15 protein-coding genes are annotated in these 14,798 nt (G+C 70.3%); 10 read left to right on the top strand and 5 right to left on the bottom strand.

All coding sequences use genetic code 11. The features are described from left to right. The first annotated feature begins 119 nt into the window (after nt 1-119). The 4 genes from OG746_RS39405 (at nt 120) to OG746_RS39390 (ending at nt 2,809) form a co-directional block, all read left to right on the top strand. The gene (locus OG746_RS39405; protein ID WP_266725698.1) at nt 120-1,334 is read left to right on the top strand and encodes a cation:proton antiporter; all 1,215 of its coding nucleotides are present in this window, start codon (nt 120-122) and stop codon (nt 1,332-1,334) included. Next, nucleotides 1,331-1,456 (top strand): hypothetical protein, encoded by a 126-nt coding sequence (locus tag OG746_RS39400; RefSeq protein ID WP_266723495.1) that lies wholly within the window; start codon nt 1,331-1,333, stop codon nt 1,454-1,456. Before OG746_RS39405 ends, OG746_RS39400 begins: the two co-directional genes overlap by 4 nt. A 459-nt stretch (nt 1,457-1,915) precedes the next feature. Then, the gene (locus OG746_RS39395; RefSeq protein WP_266723493.1) at nt 1,916-2,224 is read left to right on the top strand and encodes a hypothetical protein; all 309 of its coding nucleotides are present in this window, start codon (nt 1,916-1,918) and stop codon (nt 2,222-2,224) included. 294 nt (nt 2,225-2,518) lie between these two features. Continuing rightward, nucleotides 2,519-2,809, top strand: coding sequence for a DUF4287 domain-containing protein (locus tag OG746_RS39390; protein ID WP_266723491.1), 291 nt, complete (start codon nt 2,519-2,521; stop codon nt 2,807-2,809). A gap of 64 nt (nt 2,810-2,873) precedes the next feature. Here OG746_RS39390 and OG746_RS39385 read toward each other — a convergent pair whose 3' ends face one another. From OG746_RS39385 to OG746_RS39375, 3 genes are all read right to left on the bottom strand, one after another. Next, nucleotides 2,874-3,467 carry a class I SAM-dependent methyltransferase gene (locus OG746_RS39385; protein ID WP_266723489.1) on the bottom strand — a complete coding sequence of 198 codons (594 nt, stop codon included), beginning with the start codon at nt 3,465-3,467 and terminating at the stop codon, nt 2,874-2,876. Between the two features lie 29 nt (nt 3,468-3,496). Next, nucleotides 3,497-4,270 (bottom strand): SDR family NAD(P)-dependent oxidoreductase, encoded by a 774-nt coding sequence (locus OG746_RS39380; protein ID WP_266723488.1) that lies wholly within the window; start codon nt 4,268-4,270, stop codon nt 3,497-3,499. Between the two features lie 69 nt (nt 4,271-4,339). Further along, entirely contained in the window at nt 4,340-5,863 is a 1,524-nt protein-coding gene (locus tag OG746_RS39375; RefSeq protein ID WP_266723487.1) for a helix-turn-helix domain-containing protein, read from the bottom strand. 326 nt (nt 5,864-6,189) lie between these two features. Between OG746_RS39375 and OG746_RS39370 the strand changes: the two genes are divergently transcribed. From OG746_RS39370 to OG746_RS39360, 3 genes are all read left to right on the top strand, one after another. After that, a complete protein-coding gene (locus OG746_RS39370) occupies nt 6,190-7,566 on the top strand; it encodes a purine-cytosine permease family protein (RefSeq protein WP_266723486.1) in 1,377 nt (458 codons plus the stop codon). Beyond that, nucleotides 7,563-8,075, top strand: coding sequence for a nucleoside deaminase (locus OG746_RS39365; RefSeq protein WP_266723485.1), 513 nt, complete (start codon nt 7,563-7,565; stop codon nt 8,073-8,075). The genes OG746_RS39370 and OG746_RS39365 overlap by 4 nt, the downstream gene beginning before the upstream one ends. Nucleotides 8,076-8,163: 88 nt before the next feature. After that, nucleotides 8,164-9,495 (top strand): amidohydrolase family protein, encoded by a 1,332-nt coding sequence (locus OG746_RS39360; protein WP_266723484.1) that lies wholly within the window; start codon nt 8,164-8,166, stop codon nt 9,493-9,495. 80 nt (nt 9,496-9,575) lie between these two features. Here the strand turns inward: OG746_RS39360 and OG746_RS39355 are convergent, their stop codons facing one another. Both OG746_RS39355 and OG746_RS39350 read right to left on the bottom strand, forming a co-directional pair. Beyond that, nucleotides 9,576-10,448, bottom strand: coding sequence for a SigB/SigF/SigG family RNA polymerase sigma factor (locus OG746_RS39355; protein WP_266723483.1), 873 nt, complete (start codon nt 10,446-10,448; stop codon nt 9,576-9,578). A 59-nt stretch (nt 10,449-10,507) separates the two neighbouring features. Further along, on the bottom strand, nt 10,508-10,936 hold the full coding sequence (locus tag OG746_RS39350; protein ID WP_266723481.1) for an STAS domain-containing protein: 429 nt from the start codon (nt 10,934-10,936) through the stop codon (nt 10,508-10,510). Between the two features lie 135 nt (nt 10,937-11,071). Here OG746_RS39350 and OG746_RS39345 point away from each other — a divergent pair, with 135 nt between their 5' ends. The 3 genes from OG746_RS39345 (at nt 11,072) to OG746_RS39335 (ending at nt 14,759) form a co-directional block, all read left to right on the top strand. Further along, the gene (locus tag OG746_RS39345; protein WP_266723479.1) at nt 11,072-11,404 is read left to right on the top strand and encodes a helix-turn-helix transcriptional regulator; all 333 of its coding nucleotides are present in this window, start codon (nt 11,072-11,074) and stop codon (nt 11,402-11,404) included. Between the two features lie 752 nt (nt 11,405-12,156). After that, complete coding sequence (locus tag OG746_RS39340) at nt 12,157-13,308, top strand: LLM class flavin-dependent oxidoreductase (protein ID WP_266723477.1); 1,152 nt, start codon at nt 12,157-12,159, stop codon at nt 13,306-13,308. An 8-nt stretch (nt 13,309-13,316) separates the two neighbouring features. Beyond that, a complete protein-coding gene (locus OG746_RS39335; RefSeq protein WP_266723475.1) occupies nt 13,317-14,759 on the top strand; it encodes an MFS transporter in 1,443 nt (480 codons plus the stop codon). Nucleotides 14,760-14,798: the final 39 nt, after the last annotated feature.

The raw sequence follows: 14,798 nt of genomic DNA, 5'->3' as shown, positions 1-14,798 counted from the left end.
CAACTCACCTGGGGCCGTGGCGTGTTCACCCGCATGGTCCGCCCATGGGTGCCGTACCGGCCCGCTCCCCCGATCCTCGGAACCAGCAGGTAGCGGCCGCACACCAGGGGGACATCGTCGTGGAGCATCCGGGAACGCTGATCCTCATCATGGCCGCGGCGGTGCTGGCCCCCTTGCTGGCACACGGTCTCGGCCGCTGGGTCCGGGTTCCCGTGATCATCTTCGAGATCGTGCTCGGCATTCTCATGGGCCCCGACGTCCTCGGGTGGGCCCGCTCCGGGGAGATCACCGACATTCTCGCGAACCTCGGCCTGTCCCTGCTGATCTTTCTCGCGGGGTACGAGATCCAGTTCGACGCCATCCGCGGCGACACGCTGCGCCGGTCCGTGTGGGCCTGGGTGATCTCGCTGGTGGCGGGGCTCGTGGTGGCGCTGGCCCTGACCGGCCTCGACTTTCCCAAGAGCGTGATCATCGGGACGGCCCTCACCAGCACGGCGCTGGGCACGGTCGTTCCCATCCTGCGCGACAGCGGCGATCTGCAGGGCCGGTTCGGCACCGTCACGACGGCGTTCGGCGCGGTCGGCGAGTTCGGGCCCATCATCGCCATCTCCGTCCTGCTCAGCGGCCGTGACCCCGGCCTGTCGACGGTCATCCTCGCCGTGTTCGCCGCCATCACCGCGGGGGCCGTGTTCTGGGCGCTCCGCCCGCGCCCGCCCTGGTTCACCCGGGTCATCCAGACGACGCTGCACACGAGCGGCCAGTTCGCGGTCCGCTTCGTCATGCTGCTGCTCGTCTCGATGCTCGCCCTGTCGCAGGCCTTCGGCCTCGACGTGCTGCTCGGCGCCTTCGCCGCCGGGCTGCTGACCCGGCTGGTTCTCCAGGGCACGGCACCGGAGGTCGGTAGGGACGTCCTGAGCAAGATCGAGGGCCTGGGCTTCGGCTTTCTCGTGCCCCTGTTCTTCATCGTGACCGGGATCGAGTTCGACCTGTCGTCGCTCCTCTCCGGCGGGCGTCCGCTCGTTCTGCTGCCCGTGTTCCTGGTCCTGTTCCTGCTCGTACGCGGACTTCCGACGTACGCGCTCGCCCCACGCGACCTCTCCCCGCTCAGCCGCCGGGCGCTGACGCTCCACTCGGCCACCTGCCTGCCGCTGGTCGTCGCCATCACGACGATCGGCCTCGCGGAGGAACTCCTCGGCAGGGGCGAGGCGGCCGCGATGGTCGGCGCGGCCATGGTGTCCGTCCTCGTCTTCCCGCTGCTCGGCCTCCGGTTGCGGGGCAAGGAACGTGAGGCGGTGCCTGCGCGGACGAATGTCGCCGGGACGGAGATGTGGTGATCGCGGACGTGGCGATCGCGGGCGTGGTGATCGCTGACGTGGTGATCGTGCACGTGACGATCGCGGGCGTGGTGTGTCCGGCGAACCGTACGGGCTCCCGCAGCCGCTTCCGGCGGCGGTGACGGCCGCGCCGGGAGAGGCTGGAGCGCGGAGCGGTGTTTCGATCGATTCGAGCGAGCGGAGAGCCGATGCGGCGGGCCCTGTCCCGAGTCCGGTCCCGGGCGCATGCCCGGCAGGCGCGGTTGGACCGGCTGCGGCAGAACGAGGGGACGCTGCTGGACCGGCTGTTGTCGCGGTGACGGCCACGTGGGGCTTGCAGAACCTGGAAGTCGACATCTCTGGGCGTTCGTTGCAAGAGGGAAGAAGCCCGGCGTCCCGCAACAGGCACCCGGAGACCGAGAGTTCGGCGAGGTAGAGGTGGGGGCGGCGTCGGCGGTGCGACAGGCGTCCGCGTCGTCGGCCGACCCTGCAGGTACGGCGATTAATACCAGGAAAAGTCGATCTCTTCATATACAGTGACCGACTGCTATCAGCCACCCCCCAACAGGTCGCTGTGATCTGTCACTTGGAGAGGAACAATCTTGACCCGACGTTTCACCACACTCGCCGTGTCCGCTGCCATCGCGGGCGGCGTCCTGTTCTCGGCCGTCCCCGCGCAGGCCGCACCCGTTGCCGAGCAGGGCAGCGTGTCGGTCCGTGGCCCGATCACCTGCAACATCTCGAAGATGCGCCAGCAGGTCGCCAGCCACAAGTCCAAAGCCGCCAAGCTGGACAACCTCGGCTACCACAAGTCGGCCGCGAAGGAGCGCGCCAAGGCGCGGGCGATCCAGAACCGTATCCAGCAGTGCCAGGACACCGACAACGACGCCCCCGGCCCGATCGGCGGCTGAGGCCTGACCGATTGACCACTTCGGGGCGGGCCCACAGCCGGCCTCGAAGGTGAACGAGCCCCCGCCCGGCAACACCCTTGCCGGCCGGGGGCTTTTCACAACTGGCCTACCGGGGCGGGGCATTGAGGGTTTCGGCGCGGGTGTGGGCGGCGACCACGAGCCACGTCCAGTGGCACCGAGTGAGTCAATACGAGCCGCCGTTCCAGACCGGCTCGAAGCACCGATGAGTTTGCGGGCAGCGAGAGGTCTACAGGCCGAGTACGTGATCGCACAGCAACTACCGCAGGAGCGAGCATGTCGTTTCAGGCATACCTGGACAAGATCGAGGACAAGACCGGCCTGACGCCGCGCGAGTTCATCGCGCTGGCCGGTGAGCGAGGGTTCGATGAACCGGCTACGAAGGCCGGGGCGATCCTGGAATGGCTCAAGCAGGACTACGACCTGGGCCGAGGACACGGGATGGCGCTGGTCCACGTCATCAAGAACGGCGCAAAGATCGACGCCAAGCACGTCGGAACCACGGGCTCGCACCGTGACGAATCCGACACGCTCTGGCTCGACGGCAAGCAGGACCGGCAGCCATGACGCTGGTGGACCGGATATGCAAGGGCCCCCACCGGAGCCAGAGGTTGAGGAACGAGCTGAACCGTCACCGGCGAAGCACGATGCACCGCAGCCCACCCGGCTCCAGGTCCACCCACGCGCCGCTGTCCCACCCCGACATCAGCTCCCCCACCTCGCCCGCGGACAGCGCGATGTGCCGCCGCGCGGACAGCCGCTCCGCCAGAGGCGTCGTCACGGCCCACGCGCCGCCCGGTCTCAGCAGCCGCCGGACCCGCTCGGCCACCTGTCGCTTGTCCGTGAAGAACGGGTAGACGAGCCGCATCGTCACCACGTCGAAGGCATCGGCCCCGAGCCTGCCCACGGCCTGCTCGTCGGTGAAGTCCAGGCGCTGGGCCGTCAGATTGGGCACGAGATCCTGATAGCGGTCGCGGACGGCGGCCACCGCGGAGGACGCCCAGTCCACCGCGAGCACGTCGTATCCCCACCGGGCCAGGCCGGCGGCGTAACTTCCCAGCCCGCACCCCACGTCCAGGAGACGGGCCCCGGCAGACGACGGCAGATGCGGGGTCAGGAGTTGCAACTCGCGGTCATCGGACGCACGGAAGCCCTTGCCGTCGGCGAAGTGGCTCTCCCAGCCGGCCAGCGGGACGGTCGTTGGCTCCGATGCGTCGGGCGTCACCACCGCCGGGCTCTTTCGTCCGGCTGCCGTCAGCCGGCCGTCCACCCGCCGTCCACGGCCAGTCCCGACCCCGTGGCGAACGAAGCGCGGTCGCTGCACAGCCACAGGGCCGCCTGGGCGATCTCGACGGGGTCCGCCATGCGCTTCTGCATCTGACGGGCGACAAAGGCCGGGCCCAACTCCGGGTAGGCCTCCACTGCTTGCTCGATCATTTCCGTGCGGGTGGTGCCGACGACGAGGGAGTTGATGCGGATGCCGTGTTCCGCGTACTCGGCCGCCGCGGCCCTGGTCATGCCGAGCACCGCATGCTTCGCGGCGACGTAGGGCACGGGAGCCCCGGTGGCCCCCATGGCCGCGGTGCTGGACGTGTTGACGATCGCGCCCTTCCCCGCCGCGAGCATCACCGGGATCTGGGAGCGCAGACAGTTCCAGGTGCCGCTGACGTTGACGGCCATCGTGCGGTCGAAGACGGCCTGGTCGAGCTCGTGCAGCGGCGTCAGGTCGTCGCCGGCGAAGCCCGCGTTGTTGAAGGCCGCGTCCAGGGTGCCGAAGTGTTCACAGGCCGCGTCCACGGCGCGCTGAGTGTCCTCGGGGACCGAGACATCGCCCGGGCTGATCGCCGCCCGACCTCCCAAGTCGACTATCTCTTGGGCCAGTTGCTTCAGTACGTCCTCACGGCGGGCCATCAGGAGTACTGCCGCCCCCTCGGCGGCGAACAGGCGAGCAGCGGCTTCCCCGATACCGCTCGAAGCACCCGTGATCATGACGGTCTTACCGGCCAGCATTCCAGTCGTGTCACTCATTGGGCGAGTAAAGCCTCTGGGACGCCTGACGTATACATCCCCGCACGGCGGTCCGTCCTCACCCGATCCTCACCCGATGCTCAGCGCCAGACAGAAGTCGATGCGGTCGCGCAGCGTGGCGAGGCTGTGGCCGGTGAGCTGCTCCACCCGCTGCAGCCGGTAGCGCAACGTGTTGACGTGGATGTGGAGTTGCTCGGCGCAGCGCTGCCAGGAGCCGGAGGCGTCGAGGAAGGCGCTGAGGGTGGCCACGAGGTCGCTGCCGTGTGTGGCGTCGTAGCGCTCGACGACTCCGATCAGGCGCTCGCGGTAGAAGCGGCGCACGTCGTCGGGGACGGCAGCGAGCAGGAGTTCGTAGGAGGAGAGGGAGCCGGGGTCGGCGGTGCGTACGGTGCCGGTGGCGAGGGCCGCGACCCGGAGTGCGTTGCGGGCCTCGTCCAGGGAGCGGCGCAGGCCGGTCGGGCCCGTGGCGGGCTCCCCCGTACCGATGGCGGCGTGACCGTCCGCGAGGAGCGGCGCGAGCCGTTCGGCGGTGCCGGACGTGTCGTGCTCGCCTTCGGGTACGAGCATGAGGTAGGCGCCGTCCTCGGCGGGGATCGGCACCGAGCAGCCGGGCAGCCGTTCGGCGACGTCCTCCAGGACGGTGGCCGCGAGTTCGGCCCCGTACGGGCTTCCGGTGGTGCGCACGTACACGGCGCTGAGCGGCGCGTCGAGGGCGAGTCCGAGGCTGGTGAGCCGGGCGGCGGCCGCCTCTTCCCTGCCGTCGGTGAGCAGGTCGACGGCCTCGCGCAGGAAGCGCGCCTCGATGCGGCGGCGTTCCTGTATCGCGGCACCGTCGAGCGCGAGCAGCGCGCACACCTCCCACGCGGCGTCGGCCACGCCCGGTGCCCAGTCGCGGTAGTCGCCCGAGGCGGCCAGGTACCCGGCAGGCGGTCGGCGCGCGGCGGGTGACTGGACGGGGAACAGGGTGAGTTCAGCGCGGCCGGGGACGGACCGTACGGCGGGGAAGCCGCCCGCGCCGAGCGCGTCGTGGTGGGCGCGGGCGAGTTGCCGCTCGCTCACCAGGGGAACGCCGCCCGCGCGCGGCGCACCGGTCGCGGAGAGCACCGCGCACCACACACCCGTGGCCCGCGCGAACACGTCGATGAGCCCTTCGGCCCCCTCCCCCGCGGCCATGCTGGCGACCAGGCCCCGGTGCAGGTTCACGGAGGGCGCGCGCCGATGGCCGCCCCCGAGCGCGGCGAGCACGGTCTCGGTGAGCGCGGCGAACGAGACCTCGTCGGCGACGGTGAGCAGTGTCAGGCCGTGCCGGGTGCAGGCGTCGGCGAGTGGCACGGGCACCGCGCCGACGTCCGCGGTCCCGGCGACGAGCGCGGCGACGCCCGCTCCTGCCAGTGCGGCGACGAACACATCGGCGTCGCGCGGCTCGTGGTACCAGGTGGTGCTGGTCAGGACGAGTTCCCCGCCGTCGAGGTAGCGCCCCGGGTCGGGCAGGTCGGTGGTGTAGACGCCCCGGATGCGCGGGCTCTCGACGGGGGCTGCCACGACGGACCGCAGTCCGAGTCGTGGCATCGCGAGCAGTTCGGCTAGCTCCACCGGTCGGCCTCCTCGGCACCGCCCAGGGGAGGGGCGGGCGACTCGTGTTACAGGCATGCACACCGGCGTGCAAGGGGTTTGGAGCATAGTACGGGCCCGCCGCGCGAAAAGGGCCGCTCGTCTGGAGAGATCTGCAATCCCGGAAGAGCCGCGACGCCGGTTCACTGAGTCATCACAACGACTGAGCCACGCGACGGCTGAGTCACACAACGGCCCAGTCACGCGACGGCTGAGCCACACCGACCGAGTCACGCAACGAGCCGCATGCCCCCGCACCCGCACCACCCCGCTCCGTACTCCCGTCCTGTCCTGGTGAGGAGCCCACCATGCGCGCCGACCCCGAACGTCCCTCGACCATCGAACGTCTGGGAGCCGAACCCGTGCCGCTCACGCGGCGGCACGGCCGCCCCTGGTCGCTCTTCACGCTGTGGTTCGGCGCGAACGTGCAGTTCGCGACGCTCAGCGTGGGCGCCCTGTCCACGTCGGTGTTCGGCCTCGACCTGCTGCCGGCCGTCCTCGCGATCGTCACGGGCACGCTGCTCAGCTCGGCGCTTGTCGGCCTGTTCTCGACGCGCGGGCCACTGACCGGTGTGCTCCAACTCGTCCAGTCCCGGGGCCCGTTCGGCCGGCTCGGGAATCTGCCGTCGGCGGCGTTCACCGTGGTCAACGGCGTCGGTTGGTGTGTGGTCGACTCGTTGCTCGGGGTGTTCATCCTGCGCGATCTGACGGGCATGGGCTTCGCACCCGCGCTCGTCCTGATGGCGGTGGCCCAGCTCGGCATCGCGGTCGTGGGATACCGGTTGATCCACACCGTGGAGCGGGTCCTGGCCGTGGTCCTGGTGGTGGTGTTCGCGGTGATGTCGGCGTACGGCTTCGGTGCGGCGCACGCGACCGCTCCCGTGGCCCCGGCCGACGGCTCGACCTCCGCGTTCCTGCTGGTCGTCGCCGTCACCTCGGCCCGCGTACTCGGCTGGTCCGCGTACGCGTCCGACTACAGCCGCTATCTGCCGGCGCAGAGTTCGCCGCGTCGGGTGTTCCTCGCGGCGGGCGGCGGCGGTGCGCTCGCCGGGGTGTGGATCGGCTCGCTCGGCGCGGCGCTGGGCACGGTGGGCGCGCTCGACGACCCCAGCGCCATGGTCAGCGGCCTCCTGCCGGGCGCCCTCGGCACCGTCGTGCTGCTGTGCCTGCTGCTCTCCACGCTCGCCTCCACGGTCATCGACCTGTACTCCGGTGCGATGGCGGCGCTCGTCGCCGGATTCAGCATTCCGCGCTGGGTGTCGGTCCTCGTCGTCGGCGGCCTCGGCACGGCGCTCGCCTGGTATGCGGGGCACGGCGACTTCGCGGCGCAGCTCAACGACTTTCTCCTGATGACGGGTTACTGGCTGGCGCCGTGGGGCGCGGTGATGATCGTCGCGTACTGGGGCCGTGGGCGGCGCGCCCTCGCGGATCCGTACGACCCGGAGCACCGTTTCGGCCGGGGCCTGCCCTGCGTGCTGCTTGCCATCGCGGCCGAGCTGCCGTTCATGAACCAGTCCCTCTATACGGGGCCGCTCGCCGAGGCACATCCGGTACTCGGCTCGTTCGGCCTGTTCGTCGGGTTCGCGGTGGCGGGGGCCGCGTACACCGTGGTGTGTCCACGCCCCCGTATGTCCGAACGGCCCCAACCATCCACACCGTACGAGAAGTTGAGGAGTGAGGCATGACGCCCACGAGCACCACCACGACCGCGACCACCACCGCGCCCAGCGCACAGGACGAGGCGTTCCTGCGGGCCGCCATCGTCGCGGCGGCGCAGTCCCGCGCCGCCGGTAACCATCCCTTCGGCGCGCTGCTCGTCCTCGACGGCGAGCAGGTCCTGGAGGCCGGCAACACCGTCGTCACCGAGCGGGACGCCACCGGCCACGCCGAGACCAACCTCGTACGCCTGGCGACCCGCACCTACGACCGCGACACACTGGACCGCGCCACGCTCTACACCTCCACGGAGCCGTGCGCGATGTGCGCCGGAGCCGTCTACTGGAGCGGCATCGGCCGCGTCGCCTACGCCCTCGGCGAGGACGAACTCCTCGCCCTGACCGGCGCGAACCCCGAGAACCCGACGATGGCACTGCCGTGTCGGGAGGTGCTGGCGGCCGGGCAGCGTCCGGTGGATGTCGTCGGGCCGTGCCTGCACGAAGAGGCGGCGGCGGTCCACGCGGACTTCTGGAACTGAGCCCGCCCCTGAGCCCGCCCCTTACGTGACAACGCCCCCGCGTTATGTGACAACTCCCCCGCGCCCGCACCGAGGAGCCCACACCCACATGTCACCCCGCCGCACTCTCATCCACAACGGCATCGTCATCCCCTGCGACGGCACGAAGACGGTCCTTGACCCCGGCTCCGTCCTCCTGGAGGGCGACCGCATCGTCGCCGTCGACCGCCCGGAGGCCTTCGCCGGCACCGACGCGCAGGTCATCGACGCCACCGGCCACGCCGTCATTCCCGGACTGCACAACACCCACCTGCACTCGGGCCTGTTGCGCGGCACCGCCGAGTCCAAGTCCCTGTGGGACTGGCTGCGCGACTACGTGGACCCTGCCCACAAGGCCCTCACTCCCGACATCGCCGAGGCCGCGTCGCTGCTCTGCTACACGGAATCCCTGCGCGCGGGCACCACGTCCGTGATGGACATGTGGCGCCACATGGAGGGCTCGGCACACGCCGCCGAGCAGGTCGGCATCCGCGCCACGCTCGTCCCCTACGTCGCCGACCTCCCCGGCTACGACTACTTCGAGACGCTGGAGACCAACCGCCGCCTGCTGAAGGAGTACCGCACGTACGCGGGCGGCCGGGTGCGCTCGTGGGTGGGCCTTGAGCACCTCTTCTACTGCAGCGAGGAGGCCTTCCGCGCGGCCGCCGCGCTGGCGGACGAATTCGACACCGGGCTGCACACCCACTCCTCCGAGACGACGTGGGAAGTCGAGGAGTCCCTGCGGCAGTTCGGGCGCCGTCCCGTCGAGGAGTTCCACCATCGCGGCATCCTCGGACCGCGCACCGTGATCGCCCACTGTGTCTGGCTCGACGACCGCGAGCTCGACCTGCTGGCCGAGACCGGCACGAGCGTCGCCCACTGCCCCTGCTCCAACATGAAGCTGTCGTCGGGTCCCGCCCGGGTCGCCGACATGCGCCGGCGTGGCATCGCCGTCGGCATCGGCAGCGACGGCGAGAAGGAGAACAACAACCTCGACCTGCTGGAGGAGATGAAGTTCGCCTCGCTGCTGCAGAAGGTGACCTCGCTCGACCCGACGACCGGCGACCCGTGGGACATCCTCGACATGGCCACCCGCGACGGCGCCCGCGCCCTCGGCCTCGACGACGTCACGGGTTCGCTGGTGGCGGGCAAGCGCGCCGACGTCGTCACCGTCGACCTGCGCGCGCTGCACACCACTCCCCTCCTCCACGGCGAGGATTTCAACGCCGTCCCCCACCTGGTGTTCTCCGCGTCCGCCGCCGACGTCGACCATGTGTGGGTCGACGGCGAACTACATGTGTCCGGCGGGAAGGTGCTGAGCGTGGACACGGAGCAGGTACGGCTGCGGGCGCAGGAGGCGGCGGAGGAACTGTTCCGGCGGCGGGCGGCACTTCTGCACTGATCAGACAGACGGCCATCAAGTAGACGCCGACCGGGTCGGATCCACCCGAGGACCTGAGGCCGACCCGTACGGCGCCGCTCCTACGCCGTGGCCATCAGGCCGGTGCGGAGCTTGGTCAGGATGCGGGTGAGGAGGCGGGAGACGTGCATCTGGGAGACGTCGAGGGCGTCGGCGATCTCCTGCTGGGTGCGTTCCTCGACGAAACGGAGGTGAATGATCCTGCGGTCGCGTGCGTCGAGCCGGGTCATGAGCGGCGCCAGGGAGCGGTAGTTGTCGATCAGTTCGTACATGTCCTCCTCGACGCCGATCACGTCGGCGAGCGGGGCGGAGTCCCCCTCGGTGTCGTGGCCGGTGAAAGTGGCGTCGAGGGAAGTGGCGTTGTAGCCGTTGGCGGCCTTCTGCGCCTCGGCGATCTCGGCCGGCTCCAACTGCATGAGCTCTGCGAGTTCGGCGGTGGTGGGCTGCCGCCCCAGACGGGTCTGCAACTCGTCGGTGGCCTTGGACAGTTCGACGCGCGCCTCCTGCAGGCGCCGCGGGACATGCACCGCCCAGGTGGTGTCACGGAAGAACCGCTTGATCTCTCCGGTGATGTAGGGCAGGGCGAAGGTGGTGAACTCGACCTCGCGAGAAAGCTCGAAGCGGTCGATCGCCTTGATCAGGCCGATGGTTCCGACCTGGATGATGTCCTCCATCTCCTCTTGGCCCCGATGCTTGAAGCGGGAGGCGGCGTACTTGACGAAGGAGAGGTTCATCTCGATCAGTGCGTTGCGCACGTACTGATACTCGCGGGTGCCTTCCTCAAGGCCGGCGAGGTGTTCGAAGAAGTACTTGCCCACCTCACGCGCATCGCGGGGAGCGATCGAGACCGGGTCCTCACAGGCACGCTCGATCAGTCCGCGCCGAGCCCCTGAGGCCGAGCGATGCGCGAGTTCGACTGCCGTCTCAGTGTTCATGAGGATGCCCCTCTGTAGCTGTATCGAAGAATGCGGGTCCCGTCCACGCTTGTCGCGGGTCACGACTCCCCCGCCCCGTTCGGCCGGCCGTGCGCCGGCTCAAGGCCGATGTCACCGGCGAACAGGCCGTGGGTGCGGGTGACGCGCAGCAGCCGCTCGACAGGCGCACTGGCGGAGCAGAGGCTCACGGTCTTGTCCGCCTCCAGGGCCGCCCGCCGCGCCCGCAGCAGCACTCCCAGGCCGGCGCCGTCGCAGAACGTCATGGCCCCGAGCTCCAGATCCAGCCCCGAGATCGACCGCTCCACAGCCGTGCGCAGCGCCTCGTCGAAGCCGGGCGCGACGTCGAAGTCGATTTCGCCGTAGACCGCCACGACAGTGCGGTCGCCGCGCTCGAACACCTCGACGACAGGGGCCGAGGGGGCGATGCGGGTGTGCCGCGAAGCGCCGCTCATGAGCAGTGACGTCCACGTCGCGTTCGAAGTCTCCATGCCGTCCAGCACCGCCACGCCTCCCCGCTCTGCCCATTGAGTGGCCCATAGCTTGGTACGAACTTTGAATCACGTCAACCAATACCTGAAAAGATATTCGTGATTCGTTTGGCGGGAAGGCCCTATAGTGGTCACATGGAGGAGCAGACGACGTCGCACACCGGGTGGACGTTCTTGACCAACCACGCCCGGGTACTCGCAGCCATTGCCGACAACCGCCAGGTCCGCATCCGCGACCTGGCCACGCACTGCCGCCTGACCGAGCGTGCGGTGCAGCGGATCATCACGGACCTCGAAGAGGGCGGCTACCTCTCGCATGTGCGCGAGGGCCGCAGCAACGTCTACGAGATCGACCCGGCGAAGATCCTGCGGCATCCGGCCGAGGCGGACGTGAGCGTGGCCTCCTTGCTGGCACTGCTCGCCCGCGACGAAGCCGACCGCACCAACTCCGCGCTGCGCACCTCCTGAACCACACTCCCGCCGATTCTCGACGGCCTCCCGTGTCCGGCGGAACGGGGCGGCCGTTACTCGGGCTGGGTGCACCGTCATGGCGCGCCCTGCGCACCCGGCGCCTTTTCGAACGGTTGGAGTTCTCAATGCGTGGATCCTCGCTTCGCTCTGCGGTCGGTGCCGCCGCTCTCACCGCAGGGGCCCTGGTGTCCCTCGCTGCCCCCTCTTCGGCCGCCGACAGCGCGTCGCCCCTCACCGGGAACGACGCAAGCACCTGTGCCGAGTCCGCCGCCTCCCTGCCGTCGATGGTGGCCGACGGAAGCCTCGCAGGCGTGTGCGATGTCATGGACCAGTGAGTTGGCCCGGGTGTCGACGTACCCCTCCACGTCCGCCTACTGAGACGGAACTTGACCAGCGGACACCGATGCGGAACATTTTCCTAGTAATCCAATAGGAATTGTAGGCAAGGAGGGAGGGGCCCATGCATCCGCTCGACCTGCCATGGTCCGCCCCGGCGACGGGATCCTCCTCGGAGCGCCCGCGCCCGGCGGGCCCCTCCCCCTCCTGCGCATCCGGCGCGGGCGCGCTACTCGTCGCCCGTCGGCACATCGACCTCTGCCACTGCGCCAGCGCCTGCTGTCGGCACTGACGCCGCCCCTTTGCCTTGCGCGCCGCGCCGTGGTTTCGGCGTGCCCGAACGGCCTGCCCTTCGCGCGGCCCGCGCTCTGTTCCGTTCCCTGCTCCACGCTCTGTGAGGTCCTCACCCCGTCATGTCCACACTCACCTTCCACTGGTTCCTGCCCACCACCGGCGACAGCCGCCACGTCGTCGGCGGCGGTCACGGCTCGACCCCCGGCACCGCAGGGGGCGACCGTCCGGCGTCCGTGGAGTACCTGGGCCAGATCGCCCGTACCGCCGAACAGCTCGGTTTCGAGGGGGCGTTGACTCCCACCGGCGCCTGGTGCGAGGACGCGTGGCTGACCACGGCGATGCTGACGCAGGTCACCGAGCGGCTGAAGTTCCTCGTCGCCTTCCGGCCCGGCCAGATCTCCCCCACGCTCTCCGCCCAGATGGCCGCCACCTATCAACGGCAGTCCCACGGGCGTCTGTTGCTGAACGTGGTGACCGGCGGCGAGAGCGCCGAGCAGCGTGCCTACGGGGACTTCCTCGACAAGGACCAGCGGTACGCACGGACGGGCGAGTTCCTCGACATCGTGCGCCGCCTGTGGGACGGGCAGACCGTCGACCACCACGGCGAGCACCTCCGCGTGGAGGGCGCCCGCCTGAACCGGCTCCCTGACCCGGTGCCCAGTGTCTACTTCGGCGGTTCCTCCCCCGCGGCCCTGGACGTCGCCGCCCGGCACACCGACACGTACCTGACCTGGGGCGAGCCGCCGGCGGCCGTCGCGGAGAAGATCGCCGAGGTCCGCAGGCGGGCCGAACTCCTCGGCCGCACCGTCCGGTTCGGCATCCGGCTGCACGTCATCGCCCGCGACACCGCCGCGCAGGCCTGGGCGGAGGCCGAGCGGCTGCTGCAGGGCATGGACCCGGAGCGCGTCGCCGCCGTCCAGCGCGGCCTCGCGACCTCCGAGTCCGAGGGCCAGAAGCGGATGCGCGCGCTGCACGCCAGCGGCACCAGCTCCGACCTGGAGATCTACCCCAACCTGTGGGCCGGTGTCGGCCTGGTGCGCGGCGGCGCCGGTACCGCCCTGGTCGGCAGCCACACGGAGGTCGCCGACCGCATCGAGGAGTACCACCGGCTGGGCATCGACGAGTTCGTCCTCTCGGGCGTGCCGCACCTGGAAGAGGCGTACTGGTTCGGGGAGGGCGTCCTGCCGCTGCTGGAGCGTCGCGGTGCCTGGCGCCACCCGGCCGCACCGGCCCCCGTCGAGCCCGGCACCGTGGCGTTCGCGGGCGTGTGAGCGCAGACATGAACACGGACACGGACACACCACTGACGCACGCCCAGGACACGGCCACGGACACACCACTGACGCACGCTCAGGACACGGGCACAGACACACCACTGACGCACGCTCAGGACACGGGCACAGAGAGCAGCACCACGTCCGGACGCAAACTGCGGACCGTCGTCCTCTCCAGCCTGCTGGGCACCACCGTCGAATGGTACGACTTCTTCCTCTACAGCACGGCCGCGAGCCTCGTCTTCGGGAAGCTGTTCTTCCCGGAGACGAACGGCACCGTCGGCACCATGCTCGCCTTCGCCACGTTCGCGGTGGGCTTCGTCGCGCGTCCGCTCGGCGGCCTGCTCTTCGGGCACATCGGCGACCGCGTGGGCCGCAAGCGCACCCTCGCGTTCACCATGGGCCTGATGGGCGTCTCGACCGCGCTGATCGGCCTCCTTCCCACGTACGAACAGGTGGGCGCGCTCGCCCCCGTACTGCTGCTGGTCCTGCGTGTCGCGCAAGGCGTGGCGCTCGGCGGCGAGTGGGCGGGAGCCGTCCTGCTGGCGGTGGAGCACGGACCGGAGGGCCGCAAGGGCCGGTTCGGCAGCTACCCTCAGATCGGCCTGGCGCTCGGACTCGCCCTCGGCACGGGCGTGTTCGCGCTCCTGAGCAACGTACTGAGCGACGATGCGTTCCTCGGCTACGGGTGGCGGGTCGCGTTCCTCGCCAGCCTTGTCCTGGTGGCGGTCGGGCTGACCGTACGGCTGAAGATCGACGAGACGCCCGCCTTCCGCGCCGTGCTCGGCCGGACGACGGAGCCCAGGGCCGTACCCCTGGTCGAGGTGGTGCGCGAGCGGCTGACGCGCCGTCACCTGCTGCTTGGCATGGTGGCCCGCTGGCGCGAGGGCGTGGCCTTCAACACGTGGGGCGTCTTCGCGCTGACGTATGCGACCGGGACGCTCCAACTGCCGCGCACCCCCGTGTTGTTGACGGTGACCGGTGCGTCGCTGGTGATGGCGGTGCTCGTCCCGGTGTCGGGGCGGCTGGTGGACCGGTTCGGCGCACGGCGCACGTATATGACGGGCATGGCCGCGTTCGGGGTGTCGGTCTTCCCCGCCTTCCTGCTGTTCCAGACCGGCGGCCTGCTGGGCTTCGCCGTGGCGCTCGTGCTCGCCCTGGGCATCGTGCACGCCTGCTTCTACGGGGCACAGGGCACGCTGTTCGCCGCGCTGTTCCCGGTGCACGTGCGCTACACGGGGATGTCGGCGGTCTACCAGGTGTCGGGCATCTTCGCGTCCGGCATCACACCGCTCCTGGTCACCGCGTTCCTCGCACTCGGATCCGGCACACCATGGCTGGCGTGCGGCTACCTCGTCCTCTCCGCGGCAGGCAGCGTGTGGGCGACGTCCCGGCTCCGCGAGAAGGACCTGTTCGTACGGACCGGCCGGGCGGCCGACGGCGAGTAGCCCGCCCCGGAGGCGCCGCCCCGCCAGATGGGGGCGGCG

Source organism: Streptomyces sp. NBC_01016 (genome assembly GCF_026341035.1).
Classification (GTDB): domain Bacteria; phylum Actinomycetota; class Actinomycetes; order Streptomycetales; family Streptomycetaceae; genus Streptomyces.
Note: the sequence above shows the minus strand (reverse complement) of the source record. Positions and strands in the feature narration are given on the sequence as shown.

What these genes read in the sequence shown, in the direction of transcription:
- OG746_RS39390 (WP_266723491.1), top strand. Translation starts at nt 2,519, where the DNA reads ATGTCGTTTCAGGCATACCTGGACAAGATCGAGGACAAGACCGGCCTG.
- OG746_RS39380 (WP_266723488.1), bottom strand. Translation starts at nt 4,270, where the DNA reads ATGAGTGACACGACTGGAATGCTGGCCGGTAAGACCGTCATGATCACG.
- OG746_RS39370 (WP_266723486.1), top strand. Translation starts at nt 6,190, where the DNA reads ATGCGCGCCGACCCCGAACGTCCCTCGACCATCGAACGTCTGGGAGCC.
- OG746_RS39365 (WP_266723485.1), top strand. Translation starts at nt 7,563, where the DNA reads ATGACGCCCACGAGCACCACCACGACCGCGACCACCACCGCGCCCAGC.
- OG746_RS39360 (WP_266723484.1), top strand. Translation starts at nt 8,164, where the DNA reads ATGTCACCCCGCCGCACTCTCATCCACAACGGCATCGTCATCCCCTGC.
- OG746_RS39355 (WP_266723483.1), bottom strand. Translation starts at nt 10,448, where the DNA reads ATGAACACTGAGACGGCAGTCGAACTCGCGCATCGCTCGGCCTCAGGG.
- OG746_RS39350 (WP_266723481.1), bottom strand. Translation starts at nt 10,936, where the DNA reads ATGGAGACTTCGAACGCGACGTGGACGTCACTGCTCATGAGCGGCGCT.
- OG746_RS39345 (WP_266723479.1), top strand. Translation starts at nt 11,072, where the DNA reads ATGGAGGAGCAGACGACGTCGCACACCGGGTGGACGTTCTTGACCAAC.
- OG746_RS39340 (WP_266723477.1), top strand. Translation starts at nt 12,157, where the DNA reads ATGTCCACACTCACCTTCCACTGGTTCCTGCCCACCACCGGCGACAGC.
- OG746_RS39335 (WP_266723475.1), top strand. Translation starts at nt 13,317, where the DNA reads ATGAACACGGACACGGACACACCACTGACGCACGCCCAGGACACGGCC.